The sequence below is a fragment of the Shinella sp. NM-101 genome, assembly GCF_021401195.1.
In the GTDB taxonomy this organism is placed as follows: Bacteria; Pseudomonadota; Alphaproteobacteria; order Rhizobiales; family Rhizobiaceae; genus Shinella.
Map to the genome: position 1 here is coordinate 86,150 of NZ_JACBFT010000004.1, position 22,386 is coordinate 108,535.

Sequence of the window (22,386 nt, forward strand, 5' to 3'; positions counted from 1 at the left end):
CATGGCCGCGAACATGGCGGGCGCGGTCGTCGCGCACAGGCCCGGCGGGCCGGAGGTCCTGGAATGGACGGAGCTCGCCGTCGAGATGCCGGGCCCCGGTGAAGTGCTGATCCGCCAGGAGGCGGCCGGGCTCAACTTCATCGACACCTATTACCGCTCCGGGCTCTATCCCTGGCCGGAGGGCGTGCTGGTGCCGGGCGCGGAGGCGGCGGGCACGGTGGTGGCCGTCGGTGCCGGCGTCACGGCGTTTTCCGCCGGCCAGCGCGTCGCCTATCTGGAGCGCACCGGCGCCTATCGGGAAATGCGGGTGATGCCCGCCGACAGGCTGTTCCTCCTGCCGGACGGGATCGACGCCGCGCTGGCCGCCTCGGTCCTGCTGAAGGGACTGACGGCGCAGGCGCTTGTTTCGACCGCCGCGCCCGTGGAGGCGGGGCAGACGGTTCTTGTCCACGCCGCCGCCGGCGGGGTCGGGCTGCTGCTCGGGCAGTGGATCGCCTCGCTCGGCGCGCGCGCCATCGGCACGGCCGGCTCGCCGGAGAAGGCGGCGCTCGCCCGCGTGCACGGCTACGACGCGGTGATCGAATACCGCCGCGAGGATTTCGCCGCGCGCGTCGCCGAGCTGACGGACGGGGCGCTGTGCGACACGGTTTTCGACGCTGTCGGCAAGGACACCTGGCGCGGCTCGCTCGCCTGCCTGCGCCCGCACGGGCGCTTCGTCAGCTTCGGCCAGGCATCCGGGCCGATCGAGGGCTTCCGCATCGCGGACCTTGCTGCCGGTTCCAGGTCCGCCATCCGGCCCGTCGTCTTCGATTACCTGGCCACGCCGCAGGAGCGCCGCGCGCGCAGCGAGGCCCTGTTCGCACGCCTTGCCGACGGCCGCCTCAGGGCCGCCCCGGCGGCGCGCCTGCCGCTGCGCGAGGCGGCGCAGGCGCACCGCGCGCTGGAAGGCCGGGCGACCACCGGATCGACGATCCTGACGATGGATGGATTTTCCGCATGAGGCGGCGTTTCGGGAAAAGCCTGCCCTGTTCGGCATATAAAAGGAAATCCATAGACATTGTGGGCATTTGCGCCCGGACGTATCAATCTATCCGCGGGCGCGCCCGCTCCGCATGATCTAGCCGAAAGTCGCCAGGTGCCAGAGAGCCGCCCCCTGTTCAGGATATTCACGCAGGAAACCATCGTGCTGATGATGGCGGTGGCGCTGTTCGCCGGCTTCGCCCTCGCGCTCGACGGCTTTACCGCCCCGGCCAACCTCCTCAACATCGTGCGGAGCGTTTCCGTCCTGGGGATCCTCGCCGCCGGCATGGGCATCGTGGTCATCGGACGGGGCATCGACCTGTCCATGGTGTCGATCATGGTCGTCACGGTCGCCATCCAGCTCCAGCTTCTCCAGGCGGGATGGTCGCTCTGGTCCGCCAGCGCCATTGTGGCCGCCATCACGCTGGCGCTCGGCTTCATGAACGGTTTCATGGTGGCCTATGCCGGCGTCTCGGCCCTGTTCGCGACGCTCGCGTCCAGCGCCTTCGTCTTCGGCTTCGTGCGCTCGCGCATCCTCACCCAGGACGTGATCTACATTCCCGAGACGGCCGGCACGCTGCTGTGGCTGGGCAAGGCGCGCATCCTCGGCCTGCCGGTCGACGTGGTCGTCTTCCTCGCCGTGGTGGCGGTGGCGCTGGTGCTGCTGCGCTGGTCGCGGCCGGGCCGCTTCCTCTACCTGATGGGCGACAATTTCCAGGCGGCGCGCACCATGGGCATTCCCGTCCGCCCGCTGATAGTCGCCTCCTTCATGGCGAGCGCCCTGCTTGCCTGGCTTGCGGGCGTGGCGAGCGCCGTCAGCCTGCAGAGCATGAACACGCGCCTCGTCAATTCGGCGCTTCTCTACGATGTCGTGCTGGTCGTGGTGATCGGCGGCATCGGCCTTTCGGGCGGCAAGGGCGGCATGCGCAACGTGGTGGTGGGCGCGCTGCTGATCGGCATCCTGCTCAACGGCATGACCATCCTCAACCTGCCCAACATCCACCAGAATCTCATCAAGGCGCTGATCCTCCTCGGGGCGATCATCCTCGACGGGCAACTCAATCCCCGCGACGAGCAGACCAGTCAGCAGGGCGACATCTAGGCGGCGGGGCATTCGGCCCGCCGGCGGTAAGCGAACGGCAACAATCGCGGCCCGGAGAGGGGCGCATCTTCAGCGGAGGCAATGACATGAGCAAACTGACGAAGACACTGCGGCATGCGATCCTTGCGGGCGCCTGCCTTGCGGGTGCGGTCATCGGCGCGCAGGCGCAGGAGACCAATCCCGGCCCCGAGGCCTATCGCTCCGCGCTGGAAGGCAAGCGCGTCGTGATGGTGCCGATGACCATGGGCTTCGACCTGGCGCAGGGCTGGAACCACTTCATCGGCGAGGAGGTCAAGCAGTTCGGCGGCATCTGGGAAACGCGCGATCCCAACTGGAGCGTCGATGCGGGCGCGCAGGCGATCACCGACCTCATCTCGTCCGCCGAGAAGCCGGACGTGCTGATCGTCCAGACGCCGGACCTCAACTCCTATTCGCGCCTCTTCAAGCGCGCGCAGGAGGCGGGCATCTTCGTCATCCAGCTCGACAACCCCTCGAACTACGCCTCCGACGTCTTCGCCGGCTCGGACTGGAAGCGTCTCGGCGAACTGGAGACCCAGGCCGTCATCGACCATTGCGGCGAGGGCTCCTCCAAGAAGATCGCGGTCATCCAGGGCGACCAGGTGAACGCCTCCAGCCTCGACCAGTGGGCCGGCGTGCAGGCTGTCCTCGAGCGCAATCCGGGCTGGACGGTGGCGGGCACCGCCGATTCCAACTGGGACGCGACGACGGCGCGCAACGCGGCCGCCACCATCCTCCAGCAGCATCCCGACGTCTGCGGCATCGTCGACTTCTGGGATGCGACGGCGCAGGGCACCGCATCGGCGATCCGCGACGCCGGCCTCAAGGACAAGATCTTCCTCGCCACGACGGGATCGGGCGAGGCCATCGACTGCAAGCTGCTGGAGGACGGCACCTTCGGCGCCATCGTGACCAGCGAGTTGCCGCGCCAGTCGCAGGACGTCGTGGCGGCGATCAAGATCCTGCTCCAGAGCGGCATCAAGCCGGGCGAGAGCAAGAACTACCTCTATACGCACGAGATCGCCCGCACCAAGAAGGACGTCGCGCCCGGCACCTGCTGGAGCCAGGCCGAGATCGAGGCCGCCGCCAAGAAATGACGCAGACGCGGGGAGGCCGGCCGCCGGCCAGCCTCCCCCAGCATACGGAACCGGCCAGAATGACCCTCCGCGAGAAACTCACCCGCCTGCGCTACAACAAGGTGCCCGATCACCTGCTGGGCGAAATCCTGTCGAAGAGCTGGGCCGACAATCTCGTGCCCTTCGCCTTCCTCCTCGTGGTGGTGGCCGCCTTCGGCCTTCTCCTGCCGGGCTTCTTCGCGCCCTCCAGCCTCCTCGACACGACGCGCCAGCTCGGCGAATTCCTGATCGTCGTGCTCGGCCTCACGGTCGTCATCATCGGCGGCGGCATCGACCTTTCCGTCGGCTCGATCTTCGCGCTCGCCGCCTTCGCGACGCTTGCCGTCATCTACATCGCCGAGGGGCCGGTCTGGCTGGCGCTGCTCGCCGCGCTCGGGGCCGGTGCGCTTTTCGGCGCGCTCAACGGTTTCCTCGTCGGCTATCTTCGCCTGCGCGCCTTCCTGACCACGCTGGTCACGCTCATCATCGGCCGCTCCCTCTACGATATCCTGATCACCACATGGGGCGCGCGCATCCAGAGCTCGCCGGTGTTCAACGACACGTTCGACCATATCGGCATGGGCGCGGTCTGGGGCCAGCCGATCAGCGCGCTGATCGCGCTCGCCTTCGCGCTCGTCGCCCATCTGGTGATGAGCCGCTCGCGCATCGGCTGGCACTTTACCGCCGTCGGCGGCGCGCGCCGCTCGGCCTTCAATGTCGGCATCAACGTGCGCCGCACGATCTTCCTCACCTATGTGATCTCGGGGGCCGCCTGCGGGCTGGCCGGCTTCCTCTTCGCCGCGCGCCTTTCCGGCGTCGGGCCGGGCACGGGGCTGGGCCTGGAGCTCGCCGCCCTCACCGCCGCCGTCGTCGGCGGCAACAGCCTCGGCGGGGGGCGCGGCTCCATCGCCAAGGGGCTGATGGGCGCCGTCGTCGTGCTGCTCATCACCAACGGCCTCATCCGCATGGGCGCGGGCACCGGCACCAGCCAGCTCATCGTCGGCCTGCTGCTGGCGGCCGCCATCGTGCTCGACGTGCGCTGGCTGAAGAACCGCCACAAGGTCCTGTCTGAAGTCTATGTCGCCCCGCTGCACCATGCCATGCAGCCCGCCCAGTCGGCGCTGCCGGGCTCGGGCACGGCCTATGCGCTGAACGATGCGCTGGCCTCGGCCGAGCCCATCGCGCTCGGCACGGTCGAGGGGCCGGAGGACGTGATCCTCGATGCCGACGACAATCTCTATGCCGGCACGCGCCATGGCCAGATCGTGCGCTGGTTCGCGCCGGACTATACGCGCTCGGAGGTGTTCGCCCATATCGGCGGCTTCCCGCTCGGCCTTGCCATGGGCCGCGACGGGGAGATCGTCTCCTGCGTCGGCGCCATGGGCCTATACGGCGTGGCGAAGGACGGCGACGTGCGCGAGCTTTCCACGGAGACGCAGCGCTCGCTCTTTTCGGTCGTCGACGACGCGCGCCTGCGCGATCCGAACGATTGCGACATCGGCCCGGACGGGCGCATCTGGTTCACCGATTCCACCACGCGCTACGATGCCCATGACTGGGCGCTCGATTCCATCGAAAGCCGGCCGACCGGTCGCCTCCTCGTCCACGACCCGAAGACCGGCAGGACGCGCACCGTGCTGAAGAACCTGCGCTATGCCAACGGCGTCTGCCTCTCCCATGACGGCCAGTCGCTGCTGATCGCCGAAAGCTGGGCCTGCTCGGTGCACCGCTACTGGATCGCCGGCCCGAAGGAGGGCCGGCTGGAAACGGTGATCCGCGACATGCCCGGCTATCCCGACAACATCAACCGCGCCTCGGATGGCACCTACTGGATGGCGTGGCTCGGCATGCGCACGCCGAGCTTCGACCTGGCGCTGCGCCACCCCGCGATGCGCAAGCGCATGACGCGCAACCTGCCGCAGGACGACTGGCTCTTCCCGAACATCAACACCGGCGGCGTGGTGAAGTTCGACGAGACGGGCGCCATCGTCGCCACGCTCGGCGATCTCGGCGGCGCGGCCCATCCGATGGTCACCTCGATGCGCGAGCACAAGGGCTGGCTCTATATCGGCGGCATCCTCAACAACCGCATCGGCCGCATCCGCCTGCCCGATGCCGATCCGGAATGGACAAGCTGGAATTCCTACTGGGGAGACAGGGCATGACGCTCCTCGACCGCCTGCTCGATCCGTTCCGCGGCGAAGCCATCACCATTCCGCCCTATGACGGCGCATGGAAGCCGAACACGCTGCTGGAAACCGCCGCCAAGGTCGCCACGCTGGCGGAGGCCGACAATCTCGCTCGCGATGGCGAGGGGGCGGTCTGGCTGTCGGGCGGCCCGGTGCTCTACCGGCTGGCGGGGCGGGACGTGGAACCGGTCGCCACCTTCTCCTCGGCGATCACCGCGCTGGCTGCCCTGCCGGCCGGAGGGCTCGTCGTGGCGCTTTCCGACGGCGGCCTGCTCCTGCGGCGCGGCGGGGAGAGCCGCGACCTGCGCGAGGCCTTTCCCGCCGCCGTCTCAGCCACGGCGCTCTTCGCGGGCGATGACGGCACACTGCTGGTCGCGCAAGGCTCGGCCGGTCTGCCGGCGACGGAATGGGTGCCGGCGCTGATGCGCAAGCGGCGTGACGGCGCGCTCTGGCGGCTCGACCTTGCCGGCGGAAAGGCGGAGCGGATCGCCGACGGGCTTGCCTTTCCGACGGGACTGGCGCTCGACGAAAGCGGTGCGCCCGTCGTGGCGGAGGCCTTCGCGCATCGGCTCGTCGCCCTTGGCGGCGGGCGCCCGCGCACCGTTCTCGATCGCATCCCCGGCTATCCGGGGAAGCTTTCGCCGGCCAGGGGCGGCGGCTGGTGGCTGGCGGTCTTTGCCCCGCGCAACAGGCTGATCGAACTCGTGCTGCGCGAGGACCGCTTCCGCGCCGACATGATCGCCACCGTGCCGCAGGACCACTGGATCGCCCCCGCGCTGCGCTCGGGCGAGAGCTTCCTGGAGCCGCTGCAGCGGGGCGGGGTGCGCACCATGGGCGTGCGCAAGCCCTGGGCGCCCGCGCGGTCCTACGGTCTTGTCGCACGGCTGGACGCGCAGTTCCGCCCGGTCGAAAGCCTCCATTCGCGGGCGGACGGCCGGCGCCATGGGGCGGTCTGCGTGCTGGACCTGCCGGAAAGCCGGCTGGTCGCCTTCAAGGGGGCGGGCGAGGTCGTCGATATCCTGAACCGGGAGCCGCAGGCATGACCACCATCCTCGAGGCACGCGCGCTGACCAAGGCCTTCCACGGCAACGTGGCGGTGGACGCGGTCGATTTCGACCTTGCGGCCGGCGAGGTCCATGCGCTTCTCGGCGAGAACGGCGCCGGCAAGTCGACCTTCAGCAAGCTCCTGGCCGGCGTCTATCCGCCCGAAGGCGGCGAGATCCTCTATCTCGGCGAGCCGCTGCGCGCCGAGGGGCCGGCGGAAGCGCTCAGCCGCGGGATCGCCATGGTCTACCAGGAAACGAGCCTCGTGCCCTCGATGACCGTGGCGCAGAACCTGTTCCTCGGCCATGAAAAGGCGTTCAACCGCCTGCGCGGCATTACCATCGCGGCGCAGCAGTTCCTGCAATCGCTGAACTTCACCGTGGATCCGACCGCGCTGGTCTCCAGCCTCGGGGCGGCCAAGCGCCAGATGGTCGAGATCGCCCGCGCGGTGCGGCTGAATGCGCGCGTCATCATCTTCGACGAGCCGACGGCGACGCTGACGCCCGAGGAGCGGCGGCATTTCTTCTCGCTGATCGAGCGCCTGCGCGCCCGCGGGGTCGCCATCGTCTTCATCACCCACGCGCTGGAGGAGGCGCTCCAGATATCCGACCGCATCACCGTCATGCGCGACGGCCGCAGGGTGCTGACCGAAAAGGCCCGGGACCTGACGCAGGCGCGCATCGTCCAGGCCATGGTCGGCCGGGAACTGGCGACCGAATTCACGCCGCGCACCGGCACCCGGCCGGCCGGCGCGCGCGTGCTTTCGGTCGAGGACGTCTCGATGGGCGCGCTGGTCCGCAACACGTCCTTCTCGGTCTTCGCCGGGCAGGTGACGGGCCTCTTCGGCCTCGTCGGCTCGGGCCGCACCGAGACCGCCAAGATCGTCGCCGGCGTCTTCAAGCGCGATTTCCTGCGCGGCGGCGCCATCGAATACGAGGGCCGTCCCGTGCGCTATGCCACGCCCGGCCCGGCCGTCGCGGACGGCATCGTCTATGTGACCGAGGACCGCAAGCTCGAAGGCTTCTTCGAGAACATGTCGATCGCCGAAAACCTCTATGCCGGGCTGCTGGCGGCGGGGCTGAACCGTTTTCCCTTCGTCTCCCTGTCGGAGATGAAGGCGCTGGCCGAAGAATGGACCGGCAGGCTCGCCATCCGCTCGATCGGCGCCGAGGCGCGCGTGGTCGAGCTGTCCGGCGGCAACCAGCAGAAGGTGGTGATCGGCAAGGCGCTGATCCAGAAGCCGCGGCTCATCATCTTCGACGAGCCGACACGCGGCGTCGACGTCGGCGCGGTGGCCGAAATCCACGCACTCATCCATCGCCTCGCCGACGAGGGCCTCGCCGTCGTGGTGATCTCCTCCTATCTCCCGGAAATCCTCTCCCTTTCCGACCGCATCCTGGTCGCGCGGCAGGGCCGGGTGGTCGAGGAATTCTCGCCCGTCGACGCATCCAGCGAAAGCATCATGTATGCCGCGGTGCACTGAACGCCGCCGGGGCGGCTCAGGCCCGCGGGCCGTTTCCAACCTCGCGGACGGTGGCTGAATTTTAAGGGAATTCCCGGCGCGGACATCGGGAATGCAGGCGGCGGCCTGGCCGGGTCCCGGCAGCGTCAGCCCATGCCGAAGCGGTCGGGCGGATGTCCGTCAGTCCGGCTTTTCCGCCTTCCCATCGGCAAAAACGTGAGCGCCGGGTTCATCCTGGGTTCATTTTTCCACCGCTACCCTCCTTGGTGCTCACCGGGAAGAGCCTGACCTTCGTGCTCCGCGCGAAGGGGCGCAGGGTGGGCGACGGCCGTCGCGTGGCGAGGCTTGCGGCAGGTCCCATCATCGGTTCGACAAGCGTCCATTCAGCGACCTACGGAGGCGCGCCTCGAATATTGACGGAGTGCGGATTTTGAAGCGATTTGAAATCATCGACGGCATGCGAGGTTATTTTCTCGTCTTCATGCTCATCAACCACCTGGTCTTCGTCGGTGGCTACTGGATGGTGGAAGTGAACCATCGCCAGTTCGCCTTCGTCGAAGACGCGCAGGGCTTCGTCTTCCTCTCCGGCCTGCTGATCGGCATGGTCTATGCGCGCAAGATGCTGAAATACGGATATGAGGTCGGCCGCCAGGCCATCCATGGCCGGGCGTTCGAACTCTACCGCTACGCCATGGGCACGGTGATGGCCGTGCTGGTCGTGCAGATGGTTCTGCCGGACGCCTTCCGGCTCTGGTACAACTGGCTCGGCACGACGAATTTCGATGCGCCGCTGCGGCTGGCGGCGATCGCGACCTTCCTGTTCCAGCCGACCTTCATGGACATCCTGCCGCAATATATCGTCTACATGCTCTTCGCCCCGCTGCTGGTCTGGCTGTGCCTGCGGGGAAAATGGCTGCATGTGCTCGCCGGCTCGCTGATTGCCTGGATGGCGGCGCAACTCGGCCTGCAACGCTTCGCCACGGAGCCGCTGAATGCGCTGATCACGGGCGCCGACGAACAGGGGATCCGCGCCAGCTTCAACATGCTCGGATGGCAGATCGTCTTCTTCCCGGCCATGGTGATCGGCGTGCTCGTCGCGCAGGGGAAAATCGACTGGACGCGTATCTTCTCGCCGGAAAGGACATGGCTTCCGAAGCTCGCGCTCGCCATTTGCCTGTTCTTCCTGCCGTTGCGCATTGCCACCGCGTGGGACCTGCTTCCTCAGCCGGTGCTGGAGAAGTTCGCGACGATGGAAATCCGCGCCGATTTCGGCCCGGTCTACCTGCTGAACTTTGCCGCCGTCGCGACGGGCCTGGCCTGGCTGCTCATCGCCGGCCCGAAACACCGCAGCGCCTGGATCCGCACTGCCGCAGGCATCGTGACGGGCGTCTTCACGCTGCGCTTCCTGCGGTTGCTCGGCCGTCACTCGCTGCAGGTCTATGTCTGGCACGTCGCCATTGTCTATGCCGTCTACTACGTGGACGGACGAACGCCGGAGCTTTCGCAGCTCACGAAGACGACGATCGCGGTCGTCTGCATAGCCCTGCTCGCTCTTCCGGCGCTTTGGCGCGAACGCGAGGAGATAAGTGCCGCCCTGTTCGGCCAGCCGGCGACCGAACCCGCCAGGAACAAGCCCGGATCGAACGCGCGCTGACAGGCCGGGCCGGTGATCCTCCCGGCGAGATCGGGTCGCGGGCGCGGGCAGGGCCGGCGGCATGATCCGCCGCTTGCCGCTCCCTCGTCCAGCGCATCTACCATGTGGCTGTGCCGGCTCCGGCAGCCGGCGATCCGGTGGCTGTCGCGCCTTCGGGAAGCGCGTTCTGCTCTCCTGCCTACCGGCCCCGCCCTCGATCTATTCGTCAAGTTATGTTCAGGCCGATACCGCACGTGCCGGGGCCTATCCGGCGGTCATGTAGCGGGCTTCCATCAGGTCCGCCTCGCGCACGAGCTTGCGCACGAGGTCGTCGGAGAGCTTGCGGGCACGTCCGAGGCGGTAGATTTCGTCCCGCTCGGCTCTCACCCCGGCAAGGCGCAGCCGCCGCTCGATCTCCTCCAGGTGCTTCAGTTGCTCGGCCTCGTCGCCGGTCTTCGAGCGGGTGTCGATCCTCTTGCGGTAGAGCTCCATCAGCCGGCTTCCGACATCGGCATAAAGATCGACATTGCCGCGGCCTTCGCCCAGCTCGTGCTGCAACCTTTCGATCATGCGCATCGCCGCTTCCGCCGCCGCGATGCGCGCCGCATCCTCCTCGCGCTGGTGGTCCGGTTCCGGCGGCAGTTCCAGGTTGCGCAGCAGGAACGGCAGCCCGATGCTGGCGGCCACGAGCGAGGCGATGATGACGCCCGCCGCCAGGAAAATGGCAAGGTCGCGCGCCGGAAACGGCGTTCCGTCGTCAAGCACGAGCGGCAGCGTGAGGATGCCGGCGAGCGTTATGGCGCCGCGCACGCCGGCGACCGACACCGCCACCACCAGCCGCCAGTCCGGCCTCGTCACCGTCCGCCCCTGCCGCGCGGCGTGATAGAGGGTGAAGCGCAGCGATATCCAGACCCAGAGCAGGCGCAGCAGCGCCAGCGCGACGTTGATCGCCACCACATAGACCGCCAGCCAGATCGGTTCGTGATGGCCGGTGTCCATGACGACCTGCGCCGCGCCGGCGACGATGCTCGGCAACTGTTCGCCGAGCAGCGCGAAGATGACGCCGTTCAGGGAGAACTGCACGGTGTCCCAGACGGCGGTGCGGCGCACGCGCGTCACGGCAAGGGTCTGGCCGGTCTGTTCCGCATAGCTCATCTTGATGCCGGCGGCGACGGCCGCCAGGATGCCGGAGCAATGAAGCTCCTCCGCCAGCAGATAGGCGCCGAAGGGAATGAGCAGGCTGATGAGGATCTGCGAGCCCGGCTCCTCGCCGAGCTTGCGGGAAAGGTGATCCTTGGCCTTCATCACGACCCAGGTCACGCCGGCGCCGATGGCGATGCCGCCGATGGCGAGCCAGAGGAAGGTGCCGAGCGCGGCGACCGGCGAGAACACCCCGGTGAGGGCGGCGGCGACGGCAAAGCGCATGCAGACGAGGCCCGAGGCGTCGTTCAGGAGGGATTCCCCTTCCAGGATGTGCATCAGGCGATGCGGCATCGGCACGCGGGCGGTGATCGCCGAGACGGCGATCGGGTCCGTCGGGGAAACGATGGCCGCCAGCGCGAAGGCGACGGGCAGCGGCATCGACGGGATCATCCAGTTGATGAAGAAGCCGACCCCGATGACGGTGAAGACCACGAGGCCGAGCGAGAGTTCGAGGATCGTTCCCTTGTCGCGGAACAGCCCGTCCTTGGGAATGCGCCAGCCATCGAGGAAGAGGAGCGGCGGCAGGAAGAGCAGGAAGAAGATATGCGGTTCGAGCTGCACGCTGGACCCGGTGACGCCGGCGATCGCCGCGCCGAGCGCGATCTGCACCAGCGGCAGGGGAATGGCGACGGGGGAGAGGCGCGCAAGCGTCCCGCTCACCACCACCGCCAGCAACAGGATCAGCGCGATACCGATACTCTCCATGGGGTCTCCTGATTGCGGATCGGCGCCGCCGCGAGGTTTCGCGGGCGTCGTGTTTCCCCGAGTTTGAAAGCGCCGGTTTCGCCGGTCAAGCCGTCCGTGCGGCGCCTGCCCGAATTCGGTCGGCCGATACCCGGCCCTATGTCGTGCCGCTCGCCGATCCCGACCGCCGCCTTCGGCTCATTCGCCGCGCTGCGTGTCCGGCACGTTCAACCTGTCGGCCAGCCGAACCATCAAGTCCATGCGTTCGTGAAGAATCGCGACGATCAGCGCCGGCGCGCTCTCGCGCGGCAGGCAGAAAATATAGTGTTGCTCGCAACGCGCCATGCGAAGCTCCGGGTGGAGCGAACGCATGTCCTTGAAGGGTTGGCGGGAGGAAGCGAGGCGGATGATGCCCTCCTCAAGCCGCGCCATATAGCGGCGTAGCTGCGCTTCGCCCCACTGGTCGCGCGTGTAGCGGATGATTCCGCGCAGGTCCGCTTCCGCGGCATCCGTCAGGACATAGTTTCTGCTCAATCGCGGCGTTCCCGGGCAAGTTCCTCGTCAAGGATCTCGCCAACGCCCTTGGCCGAAACCTTCCCGGCCAGACCCCCGGCAATGCGCTCGCCCAGCAGGGCCTTCAGTTCCTGCCATGCCTGTCCGCCATCCGCGTCGCCGGGAAACAGCCGTTCAAGCGCATATTGCTTGATCGTCTTGCCCTGCAGGGCGGCGAGCGCTTTCAGGCTCTGATGCTGCTGGTCGGTGATGTCTATCGTCAGGCGGCTCATGGAGTGCTCCGTCAATTCCCACAAGCCCACATTAGCACAAATGTGCCATATGTGCATCCTTTCGCGGTGCGGCTTTCGATCATCCCGCAAAGCCCTGCGCAACCGGCCACGAGGTGAAGATGCCGGAAGGGGTGGCGATGCGAAGCATCCCTGTCGAGCCTGTCGCAGCGGCCGTGCATTTCGGCCATTGCCGGGCCGCCGGGATTCCCGGAGTGCTGAACCGGCTCTGGTGGAAGCCCGGCGCCGCCGCGCCGTTGTGGCGGGCCGTGAGCCTCTTCCTGCACGAGACCCGGCAGTTGATACCGATGCCGCGCCGCCGGCAGCCGGCTTTCGACGCTCTACCGCGACGTCCTGCAGCGGTGTGCCTTGGCAGCGAACTTACAGCAGGCGATCGATCACGCTCTCCACGTCGTCGAGAAAGCCGCTCCATTCCCCGTCCTCGTCTATGCCGGCGATGCGCAGCAGGAACAGGCCCTCGACCGCCAGCAGCGCGACGCGGGCCGCCTGCGCGTCCTTCGTTTCGCCGCCCAGGCGCTCGAACATGGAACGATACCACTGGCGCGTTTCTTCGAGGTTCTGCGGATTCTGGATATAGGCGATCATCAGGCCGGCCATCTTGGCGTTCATGGCCTCTTGCGAACTGCGCATGACCCTGATGTATCTTCGGACGAGATCGGCCGGCGAAGCGCCGTCCATGGCGCCCAGCATCTCGTCGAACCGGTATGTCCATCGCCGGACCAGCGCGCGCACCAGGTCGTCCTTCGAGGCGAAGGAATACTGCACGCCGCCCTTCGAGACGCCCGCGGCCCTGGCCAGGGCGTCGATGGTGAGGGCGGCCGCGCCGTCGTTGCGAACGATCGCCTCGGCAATTTCGAGCAGTCCCTCGCGCGTGATTGTCGGCTTCCGGCCCACCTCGCCACCCCCGATCCGTCGATAGATGTTGAAATCCATACGTATGTATTTATATCATCGGGCGCAACCCTTGTTCAGGTGTAAGATGTCTTCCGCTCCCCTCGCAACCAACCGCTGGCTTGTCCTGATCGCCGTCATGCTGGCCTTTCTGCCGGTCGTGCTCGACATGACGGTCCTCCATGTCGCCGTCCCGACGCTCACGCAGTCGTTGAACGCCTCCGGCAATGAAGTCCTGTGGATCATCGACATCTATCCTCTTCTGATGGCGGGGCTTCTGGTGCCGATGGGCACGCTCGCCGACAGGGTCGGCAACCGGAGGATCCTGCTCACCGGCCTCGTCGTCTTCGGCGCGGCTTCCGCATGGGCCGCCTTCGCGCAAGGATCGGTCACACTGATCGCCGCGCGCGTGCTGCTGGCTCTCGGCGGTTCGATGATCATGCCATGCGTTCTCGGCATCATCCGCAAGACCTTCGAGGACGACGGCGAGCGCGCCATGGCGCTCGGCCTCTGGGGCATGGTCGGGGCGGCGGGCGCGGCGGTGGGGCCGCTCGTCGGCGGCGCTCTTCTCGAACGCTTCTGGTGGGGCTCGGTTTTCCTGATCAACGTGCCGGTCATGCTGGTGGTCGCGCCCGCCTGCCATGTCCTGCTGCCGCGTGTCGAGCAGACGACGCCCGGCAAATGGGCGATCGGTCAGGCGCTGCTGCTGATCGCCGGCATGATATCGCTCGTATACGGGATCAAGGCCGGCTTCGCCGGCAAGCAGCCGCTGCCGGTCATCGCCCTCGTGGTCGTGCTCGGCATCGCGCTTGTGACGCTGTTCGTGCGCAAGCAGCTGAGGTCGCCGGAGCCGATGCTGGACCTGTCGCTCCTGTCCCATCCGGCGATCGTCGCCGGCCTGGTCATGGCCATCGTGGCATCGGGCGCGCTGGCCGGCGTGGAGCTGACATTGGCGCAGGAGCTGCAATACGTGCTCGGCAAGACGCCGCTGCAGGCCGGCATCTTCATGATACCGATCATGGCCGCGGCGGCGGTGGGCGGCCCCGTCGCGGGCTATCTGTCCAACCGGTTCGGCCTGCGGTCCGTCGCGACCCTGTCGCTTGCGATCTCGGCGGGCGCGCTGGTGTTCCTCGGGTATCGGGATTTTCATGATCCGGGCTTTCTCGTGCCGTTCGTGCTGGCCGTCCTGGGCCTCGCGCTCAGCATCGGACTGACGGCCTCGTCGATCGCCATCATGGGCGCCGTCGACGCGAGCAGGGGCGGGGCCGCGGGTTCGCTGGAAGCGACGGGCTACGAGCTCGGCACCGGCCTCGGGATCACCCTCTTCGGCGTCTTCATGTCGGGTGTGTTCAGCCGCGCCATCGAGCTGCCGTCCGGCCTGCCGCAGGCTCTCGCCGAGCAGGCCTCGCGAACGATCGGCGATACCTACATCGTCGCCGGCCGGCTTGCGGGCGCGCAGGGCGCCGCGTTGATCGAGGCCGGCAAGGCCGCGTTCACCCAGACGCATACGGTGCTCCTGACGACAGCGGCCACGGTGATCGCGCTGCTGGCAATCGCGGTGTTCTTCACCCTGGCGGGCTATCGCAAGCGGCCGGATGCGCGGCACTAGCCGCCGCCCGGTTCGCCGCGCTGCGGCGGATCGGGACCGTGCGCCCGGCAAGGCAAGGCCGCGGTCCTGGTAGACGCGCAGATCTCCACCATTCCTCCACACGAACTCGACACCCGCCCGACGCATCGCCTGCAAAGCTGAAATCGAACAGCGCGAAGGTCGCGCCGACCATGCTTGGGCTGATCGAATGGCACCTGGAATACGAAGCTCCCTTATCCTCCTCGCAGCCACGTCCCTCCTGCTTGCCGCATGCAAGGAGAGCGGGGAGCCGGGCGGCGATGCGGGCCAACAGGCCGCCCCCGCCGCATTGGTCACCGTGATGTCGGTAAAGCCGGAGACGCTGACCCTGACCGATGAATTGCCGGCGCGCGTGGTTGCCTTCCGCACCGCCGAGATCAGGCCGCAGGTCGGCGGCATCCTGGAAAGGCGGCTCTTCGAGCAGGGCTCCGAGGTGAGGGAAGGGCAGGCGCTGTTCCAGATCAATGCGGACCCGTTCAAGGCCGACGCCGACAGCGCCGCGGCGGCGCTGCAAAGGGTCGAGGCCGTCCTGGTCCGCTCGCAGGCAAGGTTCGACCGTGCCCGCCAACTGGTCGCGGCAAAGGCCGTCAGCCGCGATGCGTATGACGATGCGGTCGCCGATCTCGCCCAGGCGAAGGCCGGCGTGGCCGAGGCTCGCGCGACCTTGCAGCGGCGCCGGCTCGACCTTCAATTCGCGACCGTGCGCGCGCCGATCTCCGGCCGCATCGGGCAATCGCTCGCAAGCGAAGGCTCGCTCGTGTCCACCGCCGGTACAGGTGCCCTGGCCGTCATCCAGCAGATCGATCGCGTCTATGTCGACGTGCGCCAGCCCGCCTCGCAGATCGACGTGATCAGGCAGGCGGAGCGCGCGGGCGAGCTCGATGATGCCTCCAGGACGCCGGTCGCGATATTCGCGGCGGGCGGCAAGCCTTATCCGGTGGCGGGGCGCGCGCTGTTCTCCGACATCAGCGTCGATCCCGGCACGGGCAATGTGACGGTGCGGGTGGAGGTGCCGAACCCGGACCGGCTGCTGTTGCCCGGCATGTTCGTCCGCGCCCGCCTGCCGCGCGGCGTCCGCCGCGATGCGCTGCTCGTGCCGCAGGAGGCGATCGTGCGCGACCCGGCCGGCCGGCCGCAGCTCGTCATCGTCGACGGGAAGAAGCAGGGCGTGGGGCGTCCCGTCGAGATCGGCGAGACGATCGGCGGCCGCGCCATCGTGACGTCCGGCCTTGTCGCCGGCGAGACCGTCGTCGTGCAGGGCCAGGATCGCGTTCAGGACGGCGTCGCCCTCAGGACCGTTCCCTTCGCGACAAAGGACGCATCCTTCAACACCGCTGTTTCGGCGCGGAACTGACCGGGAAGCCGCCATGCCCCAGTTCTTCATCAATCGCCCGGTCTTCGCCTGGGTCATCGCCATTTTCATCGTGCTGCTCGGCGTCATCGCGATTCCGCAACTGCCGATCTCGCGCTATCCGGCGATCGCGCCGCCGTCCGTCTCAATCTATGCAAGCTATACCGGCGCGAGCGTGCAGACGATCAACGACAGCGTCATCGGCGTGATCGAGCGCGAGCTGCCGAGCGTCAAGAACCTGCTCTATTTCGAGTCCACCTCGGACACGTCTGGCAGCGCCAGCATCACGGCAACCTTCAAGCCGGGCACCGACCCGGAACTGGCGCAGGTCGACGTCCAGAACCGCCTCAAGGCCGCCGAGCCCCGGCTCCCCGAGACCGTTCGAAGGTCCGGCGTGTCGGTCGAGGCGGCCGATTCCGGCTTTCTCATGATGGTGACGCTGAATTCCAGAAACGGGGAATACGACCCCCTCGCGCTCGGCGACTACATGACCCGCAACATCAGCGAGGAACTGAAGCGCGTGCCGGGCGTCGGCCGCGTCCAGGCCTTCGGCTCGGAAAGGGCGATAAGGATCTGGGTCGATCCAGCGAGGCTCGCCTCCTACTCCCTGTCGCTGGAACAGGTTACCCAGGCCATCCAGAGCCAGAACGTCCCGATCGCTCCCGGACGTGTCGGCGACGAGCCGACCGTGCCGGGGCAGATGATCAGCATACCGCTCACGGTGCATGGCCAACTGACGACGCCGGAGGCGTTCGCGGCGGTTGTCCTGCGTTCGGAACCGGACGGCTCGAAACTGCTTCTCGGCGACGTGGCGCGCGTCGAGTTCGGAGCCCAGACGCTCGGCTTCTCGATCAGCAACAACGGCCAGCCCGCGACGGGCGCCGCCATCCAGCTCGCCACGGGCGCCAATGCGGTCAGCACCGCCGCGGCCGTGCGCGCCCGGCTCGCCGAACTCGCCGGGGCGATGCCCGCCGGAATGGAATATGCGATCTCCTACGATACCGCGCCGTTCGTGAAGGTGTCGATCGAGAAGGTCGTCCAGACGTTCGGCGAAGCCATGGTGCTGGTCTTCCTGGTCATGCTGCTTTTCCTGCAGAAGGTCCGCTACACCCTGATCCCCGCGATCGTCGCGCCGATCGCCCTGCTCGGCACGTTCGCCGTCATGTGGGCCGCGGGCTTCTCCATCAACGTGCTGACCATGTTCGGCATGGTGCTGGCGATCGGCATCATCGTCGACGACGCGATCGTGGTGGTGGAGAATGTCGAGCGCATCATGGCGCGCGAAGGCCTGCCGCCAAGGCAAGCCACCGAGAAGGCGATGAAGGAGATCACCGGCGCGGTCATCGGCATCACGCTCGTGCTGGCGGCCGTCTTCATTCCGATGGGGTTCGCCGGCGGTTCGGTCGGCGCGATCTACAGGCAGTTCACCCTGTCGATGTCGGTGTCGATCCTCTTTTCCGCCTTTCTTGCCCTTTCGCTGACCCCGGCGCTGTGCGCGACGCTGCTGAAGCCCGTCGACCCCGGTCATCACGGGAAGACGGGTTTCTTCGGCTGGTTCAACCGCGGTTTCGACCGGGTGACCGACGGTTATGCAGGCTGGGTCGGCGCGCTCCTGCGGCGAGGCGGCCGCATGATGGCGCTTTATGCCGTGATCCTCGGCGCACTTGGCTATGGCTACCTGACACTGCCGTCCTCCTTCGTTCCGGAAGAGGACCAGGGCAGCTACCTGACCTCCTTCTCGCTGCCGGCGGACGCGACCGCGGAACGGACGCGCAGGATCGTCGCGATGTTCGATCGCCATGTGGCCTCGCGGCCGGATGTCGAGAGCAACACCTCCATCCTCGGCTTCGGCTTTTCCGGCTCGGGCCCGAACGCCGCGATGTCGTTCACGACATTGAAGGACTGGAGCGAGCGCAAGACCACCCTGGACCGGGAAATCGCCGCGGCGACGCAGGCGATGGCAGAGGCGCCGGAAGGCACGGTGATGATCCTGAAGCCGCCATCGATCGAAGGTCTCGGCACGAAATCCGGCTTCTCGCTACGCCTCGAAGATCGGGCCAACCATGGCAGTGCGGCGCTTCAGCAGGCCGAGGCGCAACTGACGCGGCTGGCCGGGCAGAGCAGGCTCGTCACCGGTGTCTATCCGGAAGGGCTGCCGGACGGCGCCAGCATCGCCCTGGAGATCGACCGGCAGAAGGCCGAGGCGCTGGGCGTGCCGTTCCCGGCGATCAGCGAAACGCTGACGGCCGCCATCGGCTCGACCTATGTCAACGACTTCCCGAATGCCGGGCGCCTGCAACAGGTCATCGTCCAGGCGGATGCGCCGAGCCGCATGCAGGTGGACGACGTCCTGAAGCTCTACGTGCGCAACAATGCCGGCGGGATGGTCGCGCTGTCCGAAGTCGTCACGCCGGTCTGGCAGGCAAGCCCGCTCCAGCTCGCCCGCTACAACGGCTATCCCGCGGCGTCGATTTCCGGCAATGCCGCCCCCGGCGTATCCAGCGGCGATGCCATGGCGGAGATGGAGCGGCTCGCCGCACGACTTCCCGCCGGCTTCATGATCGAATGGACGGGACAGTCTCTCCAGGAAAAGCAGTCGGCCTCGCAGGCTCCCCTGCTGTTCGCCCTCTCCGCACTGGTGGTCTTCCTGGTCCTGTCGGCGCTTTACGAAAGCTGGTCGATCCCGTTTTCGGTGATGCTGGTCGTGCCGCTCGGCGTTCTCGGCGCGGTGGCGGCCGTGTCGTTGCGCGGGCTCGAGAACGACGTGTTCTTCAAGGTCGGCCTGATCACCATCATCGGTCTGTCGGCAAAGAACGCCATCCTGATCGTCGAATTCGCGAAGAACCTGCGCAGCGAGGGCAGAAGCATCGACGATGCCGTCGTCGAGGCGGCGCGGTTGCGGCTGCGGCCCATCCTGATGACCTCGCTCGCCTTCGCGCTCGGCGTGGTCCCGCTGATGATCGCCCGGGGCGCAAGTTCCGAGACGCAGCACGCGATCGGGACGGGGGTGTTCGGCGGCATGGTCTCCGCCACGGTGCTGGCCGTGTTCTTCGTGCCCGTCTTCTACGTCGTCGTGATGAAGGTGTTTGCGCGGCGGCGGCAAGAGGCCGGGGCCGCCTGACCTGTCGTCGCCGGCCGGCGGCGGCCGACCGTCAGGCGGGCCCGCCCGCCGGCAGCCAGATCTCGATCGAAAGGCCGGCGCCCTCCTCGTTGCCGGTAACGATCGCATCGCCGCCATGGGCGCGGGCAATGGCCTGGACGACGGGCAGGCCAAGCCCCGAGCCGCCACTGGCGCGCGCGCGGGAATCATCGGCCCGCCAGAACCGCTCGAAGGCGCGATGCCCGGTCCCGGGCGGCAGGCCCGGGCCGTCGTCGGTGCACCGGATCACCACGCGGTCCCTTGCCCTGCGCGTCTGGATCGACAGCGTGCTGCGGGGGGCGTAACGTCGGGCATTGTCGAGGATCGCGAACAGCGCCTGCCGTATCCTCGCCCGATCGGCGACGACGACGGCGCTTCCGAGGTCGTATTCGACGGCAAGGCCGGCTTTCGCCAGGTCCTGCTCGATGGAGGCCGTGACGCTCTCGACTTCAATGGCGAGATCGATCTCGTCAAGCTTGAGCTCCAGCCTGCCGGCATTCGACAGGCCGAGGGTTCTGAGATCCTCGACGATACGCGCGAGATCGTCGACATGCGCTATCAGCCGGCCGTAAAGCTCCGGGCTCGGCGTGAACACCCCGTCGGAAAGCCCCTGCAGGCGCCCTCGCAGAATGGTCAGCGGCGTGCGCAGTTCATGGGCGATGGCCGAATTCGAGTATTTCAGCTCCGCTTCCGCGTTCTCGAGGCGCATCGCCATCGCGTTGAAGTCGGCGATGAGGCTTTCCGCCTCGCCATACACCGTCCTGATCGTCTCGGCCCGCGCGGAGAAATCGCCGTGCGCGATTAAATGGACCGCGCCCGCGACCGACTTCAGCGGCTGAACGATGCTCTGCGCCAGGCGCCATGCCACGACAGCCGCGGCAGACAGGCTGATCGCAAGGATCAGGCCGAGGACGACGAAATCGCCGGCGTTCCATTTGTCGCTGTAGAGGTCGTCGGGATAAAGCCACGGATAGAAGAACGTGTAGTAGCCGAAGGTACCCGTGACCATCACGGCGAAGGCGGCAAGCGTCAGGGCGCTCATCACGCGGACGATCTGTGCGTTTAGGCTCCTAGCCATGGCGATCCGCCAGCCGGTAACCCACGCCGCGGACACCCGTCAGCAATCCATCGGCGCCGGCGGCGGTCAGTTTGCGCCTGAGGTTGCTGACATGGCTGTCGACGGTGCGATCGAGCGCTTCTCCTTCCGGAAGGCACGCATCGACGAGTTCGGAACGCTCGAAGACACGGCTGGGGGAGGCCGCCATATAGGCAAGCAGCCGGAATTCCGTGCGCGTCAGTTCCAGCGTCGCCTCGCCTGCGCCTTGCCCGACCGTTGCGATATAGGCGTCGGGATCGATGGTCAGCGGCCCGATACGCAGCGGCTGTCTTCCCTTGCGCCCTGTCGTGCGGCGCAGCACGGCCTTGGCCCGGGCGACGACCTCCAGCGGATTGAACGGCTTGACGACATAGTCGTCCGCGCCGATCCGCAGGGCCTGCAGCTTGTCGAGATCCTCGGCCAGCGCCGTCACCATGATGACCGGCGTGTCGTCGCGCCTGCGAATGGCGGCCAGCACGTCATAGCCGTCCTGGCCGGGCAGCTTTATATCGAGGACGATCAGGTCGGGCCGGAGCCGGATGTAATGCGCAAGCCCGATCGACCCGTCGCCGGCGCTGACGGTACGGAAGCCCTCCCGGACGAAATAGGTTTCCAGTATGTCCGCGATTTCTGGCTCGTCCTCGACGATAAGGATCAGCGGATTGTCCATGACATCGCCCCCGGCTGTGTTCTTCCTAAAGAGTGCATCGCCATTGTCGGCGTCAACCCGGAACGGCATGTCTCCACGCAATCTCCATACAACCTGCATGCAGGCCTGACAAAAAAGCGCCATGGCCGCCACGCGAGCCAACGGCTCGATGGTGATGCCGTCCTGCGAAACCCGTCCTGCGGGGCGATATTGGGTGCGGCGGTGCCTTGAAAAGGCCCCGAAACGATGAATGCGGCCGTATCATGGAACATCGGGGCGCACCGGAAGTTGTTGTGCCACGCGCAAGACGCGTTCACGACATGAAGGAGATTTCAAAATGGGTCGCGGCATTCTTCTCTGGCTCCTTGGCATCCCCCTGCCGATCGTCATCCTGCTTGTCCTGTTCATGCGATAGGAGGCGGAGATGGCGAGTTATACGACGGGCGTTTCAGACGTCGGCATCGAATCCAACGTTCCTGCCCTGGCGTGGGGACCGGTCATCGGCGGGGCGACCACGGCATCCGCGGCAAGCCTCATTCTCCTTCTTCTCGGTTCCGGTGTCGGGCTCACCATGGTGTCGCCCTGGTCGGGGGAGAGCGCTTCGTTCACGACGGTCAGCGTCACGGCCGCCATCTGGTTCGTCATCGTGCAGTGGCTGTCCTCGGCGCTCGGCGGCTATCTCACCGGGCGGCTGCGCACGAAATGGGCCGGCGTTCACACCGATGAGGTGTTCTTCCGCGATACCGCGCACGGGTTCCTGAGCTGGGCGCTGGCGACCGTGGTCGTCGCCGGGCTTGCCGGCTCGGCCTTCACCTCGTTCGTCGGAAGCGGGATACAGGCGGCATCGTCGGTCGCCACGACCGCGACCGTCGGCGCCACCGCGGCCGCGGCAGGAACCAACGAGGCGCCCGATCTTGCGACGGGCTACTTCACGGACCTGCTTCTTCGTCCCCAGGAGGCCACGGCCAGGGCGCAGTCGGACGATGCGGCGGCCACCGCCGAGGTTTCGCGCATTCTCATGCAGGGCGCAGCCAGGGGCGAGGTGCCGGAGGCCGATCGCGCCTATATCGCGACCATCGTCGCGTCGCGCGCCGCCATTTCGCCGGACGAGGCCCGCGCCCGCGTTGACCAGGTGCTGCAGCAGATCGAGGACGCCAAGAACGCCGCCCTCCAGGCGGCCGACGAGGCACGCAAGTCGGCCGCTACGGTGGCGTTGCTGGGTGCCCTGTCCTTGCTGGTCGGTGCCTTCGTCGCTTCCGCCGCTGCCGCTCTCGGCGGCCGGCAGCGCGACGATGAAGAGGCTGCCCTCGTGGTGCGGGCGTAAGCTCCAGCGCATTGGTCGGGCACGTCTGCCCGGCCT

17 protein-coding genes are annotated in these 22,386 nt (G+C 67.5%); 11 read left to right on the top strand and 6 right to left on the bottom strand.

What is annotated here, in order from left to right; all coding sequences use genetic code 11:
• Position 1 precedes the first annotated feature (1 nt).
• From L0976_RS09815 to L0976_RS09845, 7 genes are all read left to right on the top strand, one after another.
• Positions 2–1,000, top strand: coding sequence for a quinone oxidoreductase (locus L0976_RS09815; protein WP_234187131.1), 999 nt, complete (start codon positions 2–4; stop codon positions 998–1,000).
• Between the two features lie 189 nt (positions 1,001–1,189).
• Positions 1,190–2,122 carry an ABC transporter permease gene (locus tag L0976_RS09820; protein WP_234187384.1) on the top strand — a complete coding sequence of 311 codons (933 nt, stop codon included), beginning with the start codon at positions 1,190–1,192 and terminating at the stop codon, positions 2,120–2,122.
• Between the two features lie 86 nt (positions 2,123–2,208).
• Complete coding sequence (locus L0976_RS09825; RefSeq protein ID WP_203320135.1) at positions 2,209–3,237, top strand: sugar ABC transporter substrate-binding protein; 1,029 nt, start codon at positions 2,209–2,211, stop codon at positions 3,235–3,237.
• A gap of 59 nt (positions 3,238–3,296) precedes the next feature.
• Positions 3,297–5,420: an SMP-30/gluconolactonase/LRE family protein gene (locus L0976_RS09830; RefSeq protein WP_234187132.1), complete on the top strand. Its 2,124-nt coding sequence runs from the start codon at positions 3,297–3,299 to the stop codon at positions 5,418–5,420.
• Positions 5,417–6,487 carry a hypothetical protein gene (locus tag L0976_RS09835; RefSeq protein ID WP_234187133.1) on the top strand — a complete coding sequence of 357 codons (1,071 nt, stop codon included), beginning with the start codon at positions 5,417–5,419 and terminating at the stop codon, positions 6,485–6,487. Before L0976_RS09830 ends, L0976_RS09835 begins: the two co-directional genes overlap by 4 nt.
• On the top strand, positions 6,484–7,971 hold the full coding sequence (locus tag L0976_RS09840) for a sugar ABC transporter ATP-binding protein (protein WP_234187134.1): 1,488 nt from the start codon (positions 6,484–6,486) through the stop codon (positions 7,969–7,971). The genes L0976_RS09835 and L0976_RS09840 overlap by 4 nt, the downstream gene beginning before the upstream one ends.
• A gap of 409 nt (positions 7,972–8,380) precedes the next feature.
• Positions 8,381–9,604: an OpgC family protein gene (locus tag L0976_RS09845; RefSeq protein ID WP_234187135.1), complete on the top strand. Its 1,224-nt coding sequence runs from the start codon at positions 8,381–8,383 to the stop codon at positions 9,602–9,604.
• 243 nt (positions 9,605–9,847) lie between these two features.
• On the opposite strand, the gene L0976_RS09850 is transcribed toward L0976_RS09845, so the two are convergent.
• The 4 genes from L0976_RS09850 to L0976_RS09865 form a co-directional block, all read right to left on the bottom strand.
• Positions 9,848–11,491: a Na+/H+ antiporter gene (locus L0976_RS09850; protein WP_234187136.1), complete on the bottom strand. Its 1,644-nt coding sequence runs from the start codon at positions 11,489–11,491 to the stop codon at positions 9,848–9,850.
• A gap of 177 nt (positions 11,492–11,668) precedes the next feature.
• The gene (locus L0976_RS09855) at positions 11,669–12,004 is read right to left on the bottom strand and encodes a type II toxin-antitoxin system RelE/ParE family toxin (protein WP_234187137.1); all 336 of its coding nucleotides are present in this window, start codon (positions 12,002–12,004) and stop codon (positions 11,669–11,671) included.
• Entirely contained in the window at positions 12,001–12,255 is a 255-nt protein-coding gene (locus tag L0976_RS09860; RefSeq protein WP_203320142.1) for an antitoxin, read from the bottom strand. The genes L0976_RS09855 and L0976_RS09860 overlap by 4 nt, the downstream gene beginning before the upstream one ends.
• 378 nt (positions 12,256–12,633) lie before the next feature.
• Positions 12,634–13,206 (bottom strand): TetR/AcrR family transcriptional regulator, encoded by a 573-nt coding sequence (locus tag L0976_RS09865; protein WP_234187138.1) that lies wholly within the window; start codon positions 13,204–13,206, stop codon positions 12,634–12,636.
• A gap of 46 nt (positions 13,207–13,252) precedes the next feature.
• Here L0976_RS09865 and L0976_RS09870 point away from each other — a divergent pair, with 46 nt between their 5' ends.
• From L0976_RS09870 to L0976_RS09880, 3 genes are all read left to right on the top strand, one after another.
• Positions 13,253–14,773, top strand: a complete 1,521-nt coding sequence (locus L0976_RS09870) for an MFS transporter (RefSeq protein WP_234187139.1) — start codon at positions 13,253–13,255, stop codon at positions 14,771–14,773.
• Between the two features lie 319 nt (positions 14,774–15,092).
• Entirely contained in the window at positions 15,093–16,145 is a 1,053-nt protein-coding gene (locus tag L0976_RS09875) for an efflux RND transporter periplasmic adaptor subunit (protein WP_234187140.1), read from the top strand.
• Positions 16,146–16,158: 13 nt separating this feature from the next.
• Entirely contained in the window at positions 16,159–19,263 is a 3,105-nt protein-coding gene (locus L0976_RS09880; protein WP_234187141.1) for a multidrug efflux RND transporter permease subunit, read from the top strand.
• Positions 19,264–19,294: 31 nt separating this feature from the next.
• Here the strand turns inward: L0976_RS09880 and L0976_RS09885 are convergent, their stop codons facing one another.
• Positions 19,295–20,359 carry an ATP-binding protein gene (locus tag L0976_RS09885; RefSeq protein WP_234187142.1) on the bottom strand — a complete coding sequence of 355 codons (1,065 nt, stop codon included), beginning with the start codon at positions 20,357–20,359 and terminating at the stop codon, positions 19,295–19,297.
• The gene (locus tag L0976_RS09890) at positions 20,352–21,047 is read right to left on the bottom strand and encodes a response regulator (protein WP_234187143.1); all 696 of its coding nucleotides are present in this window, start codon (positions 21,045–21,047) and stop codon (positions 20,352–20,354) included. The genes L0976_RS09885 and L0976_RS09890 overlap by 8 nt, the downstream gene beginning before the upstream one ends.
• A gap of 403 nt (positions 21,048–21,450) precedes the next feature.
• Between L0976_RS09890 and L0976_RS09895 the strand changes: the two genes are divergently transcribed.
• On the top strand, positions 21,451–22,350 hold the full coding sequence (locus tag L0976_RS09895; protein ID WP_234187144.1) for a hypothetical protein: 900 nt from the start codon (positions 21,451–21,453) through the stop codon (positions 22,348–22,350).
• Positions 22,351–22,386: the final 36 nt, after the last annotated feature.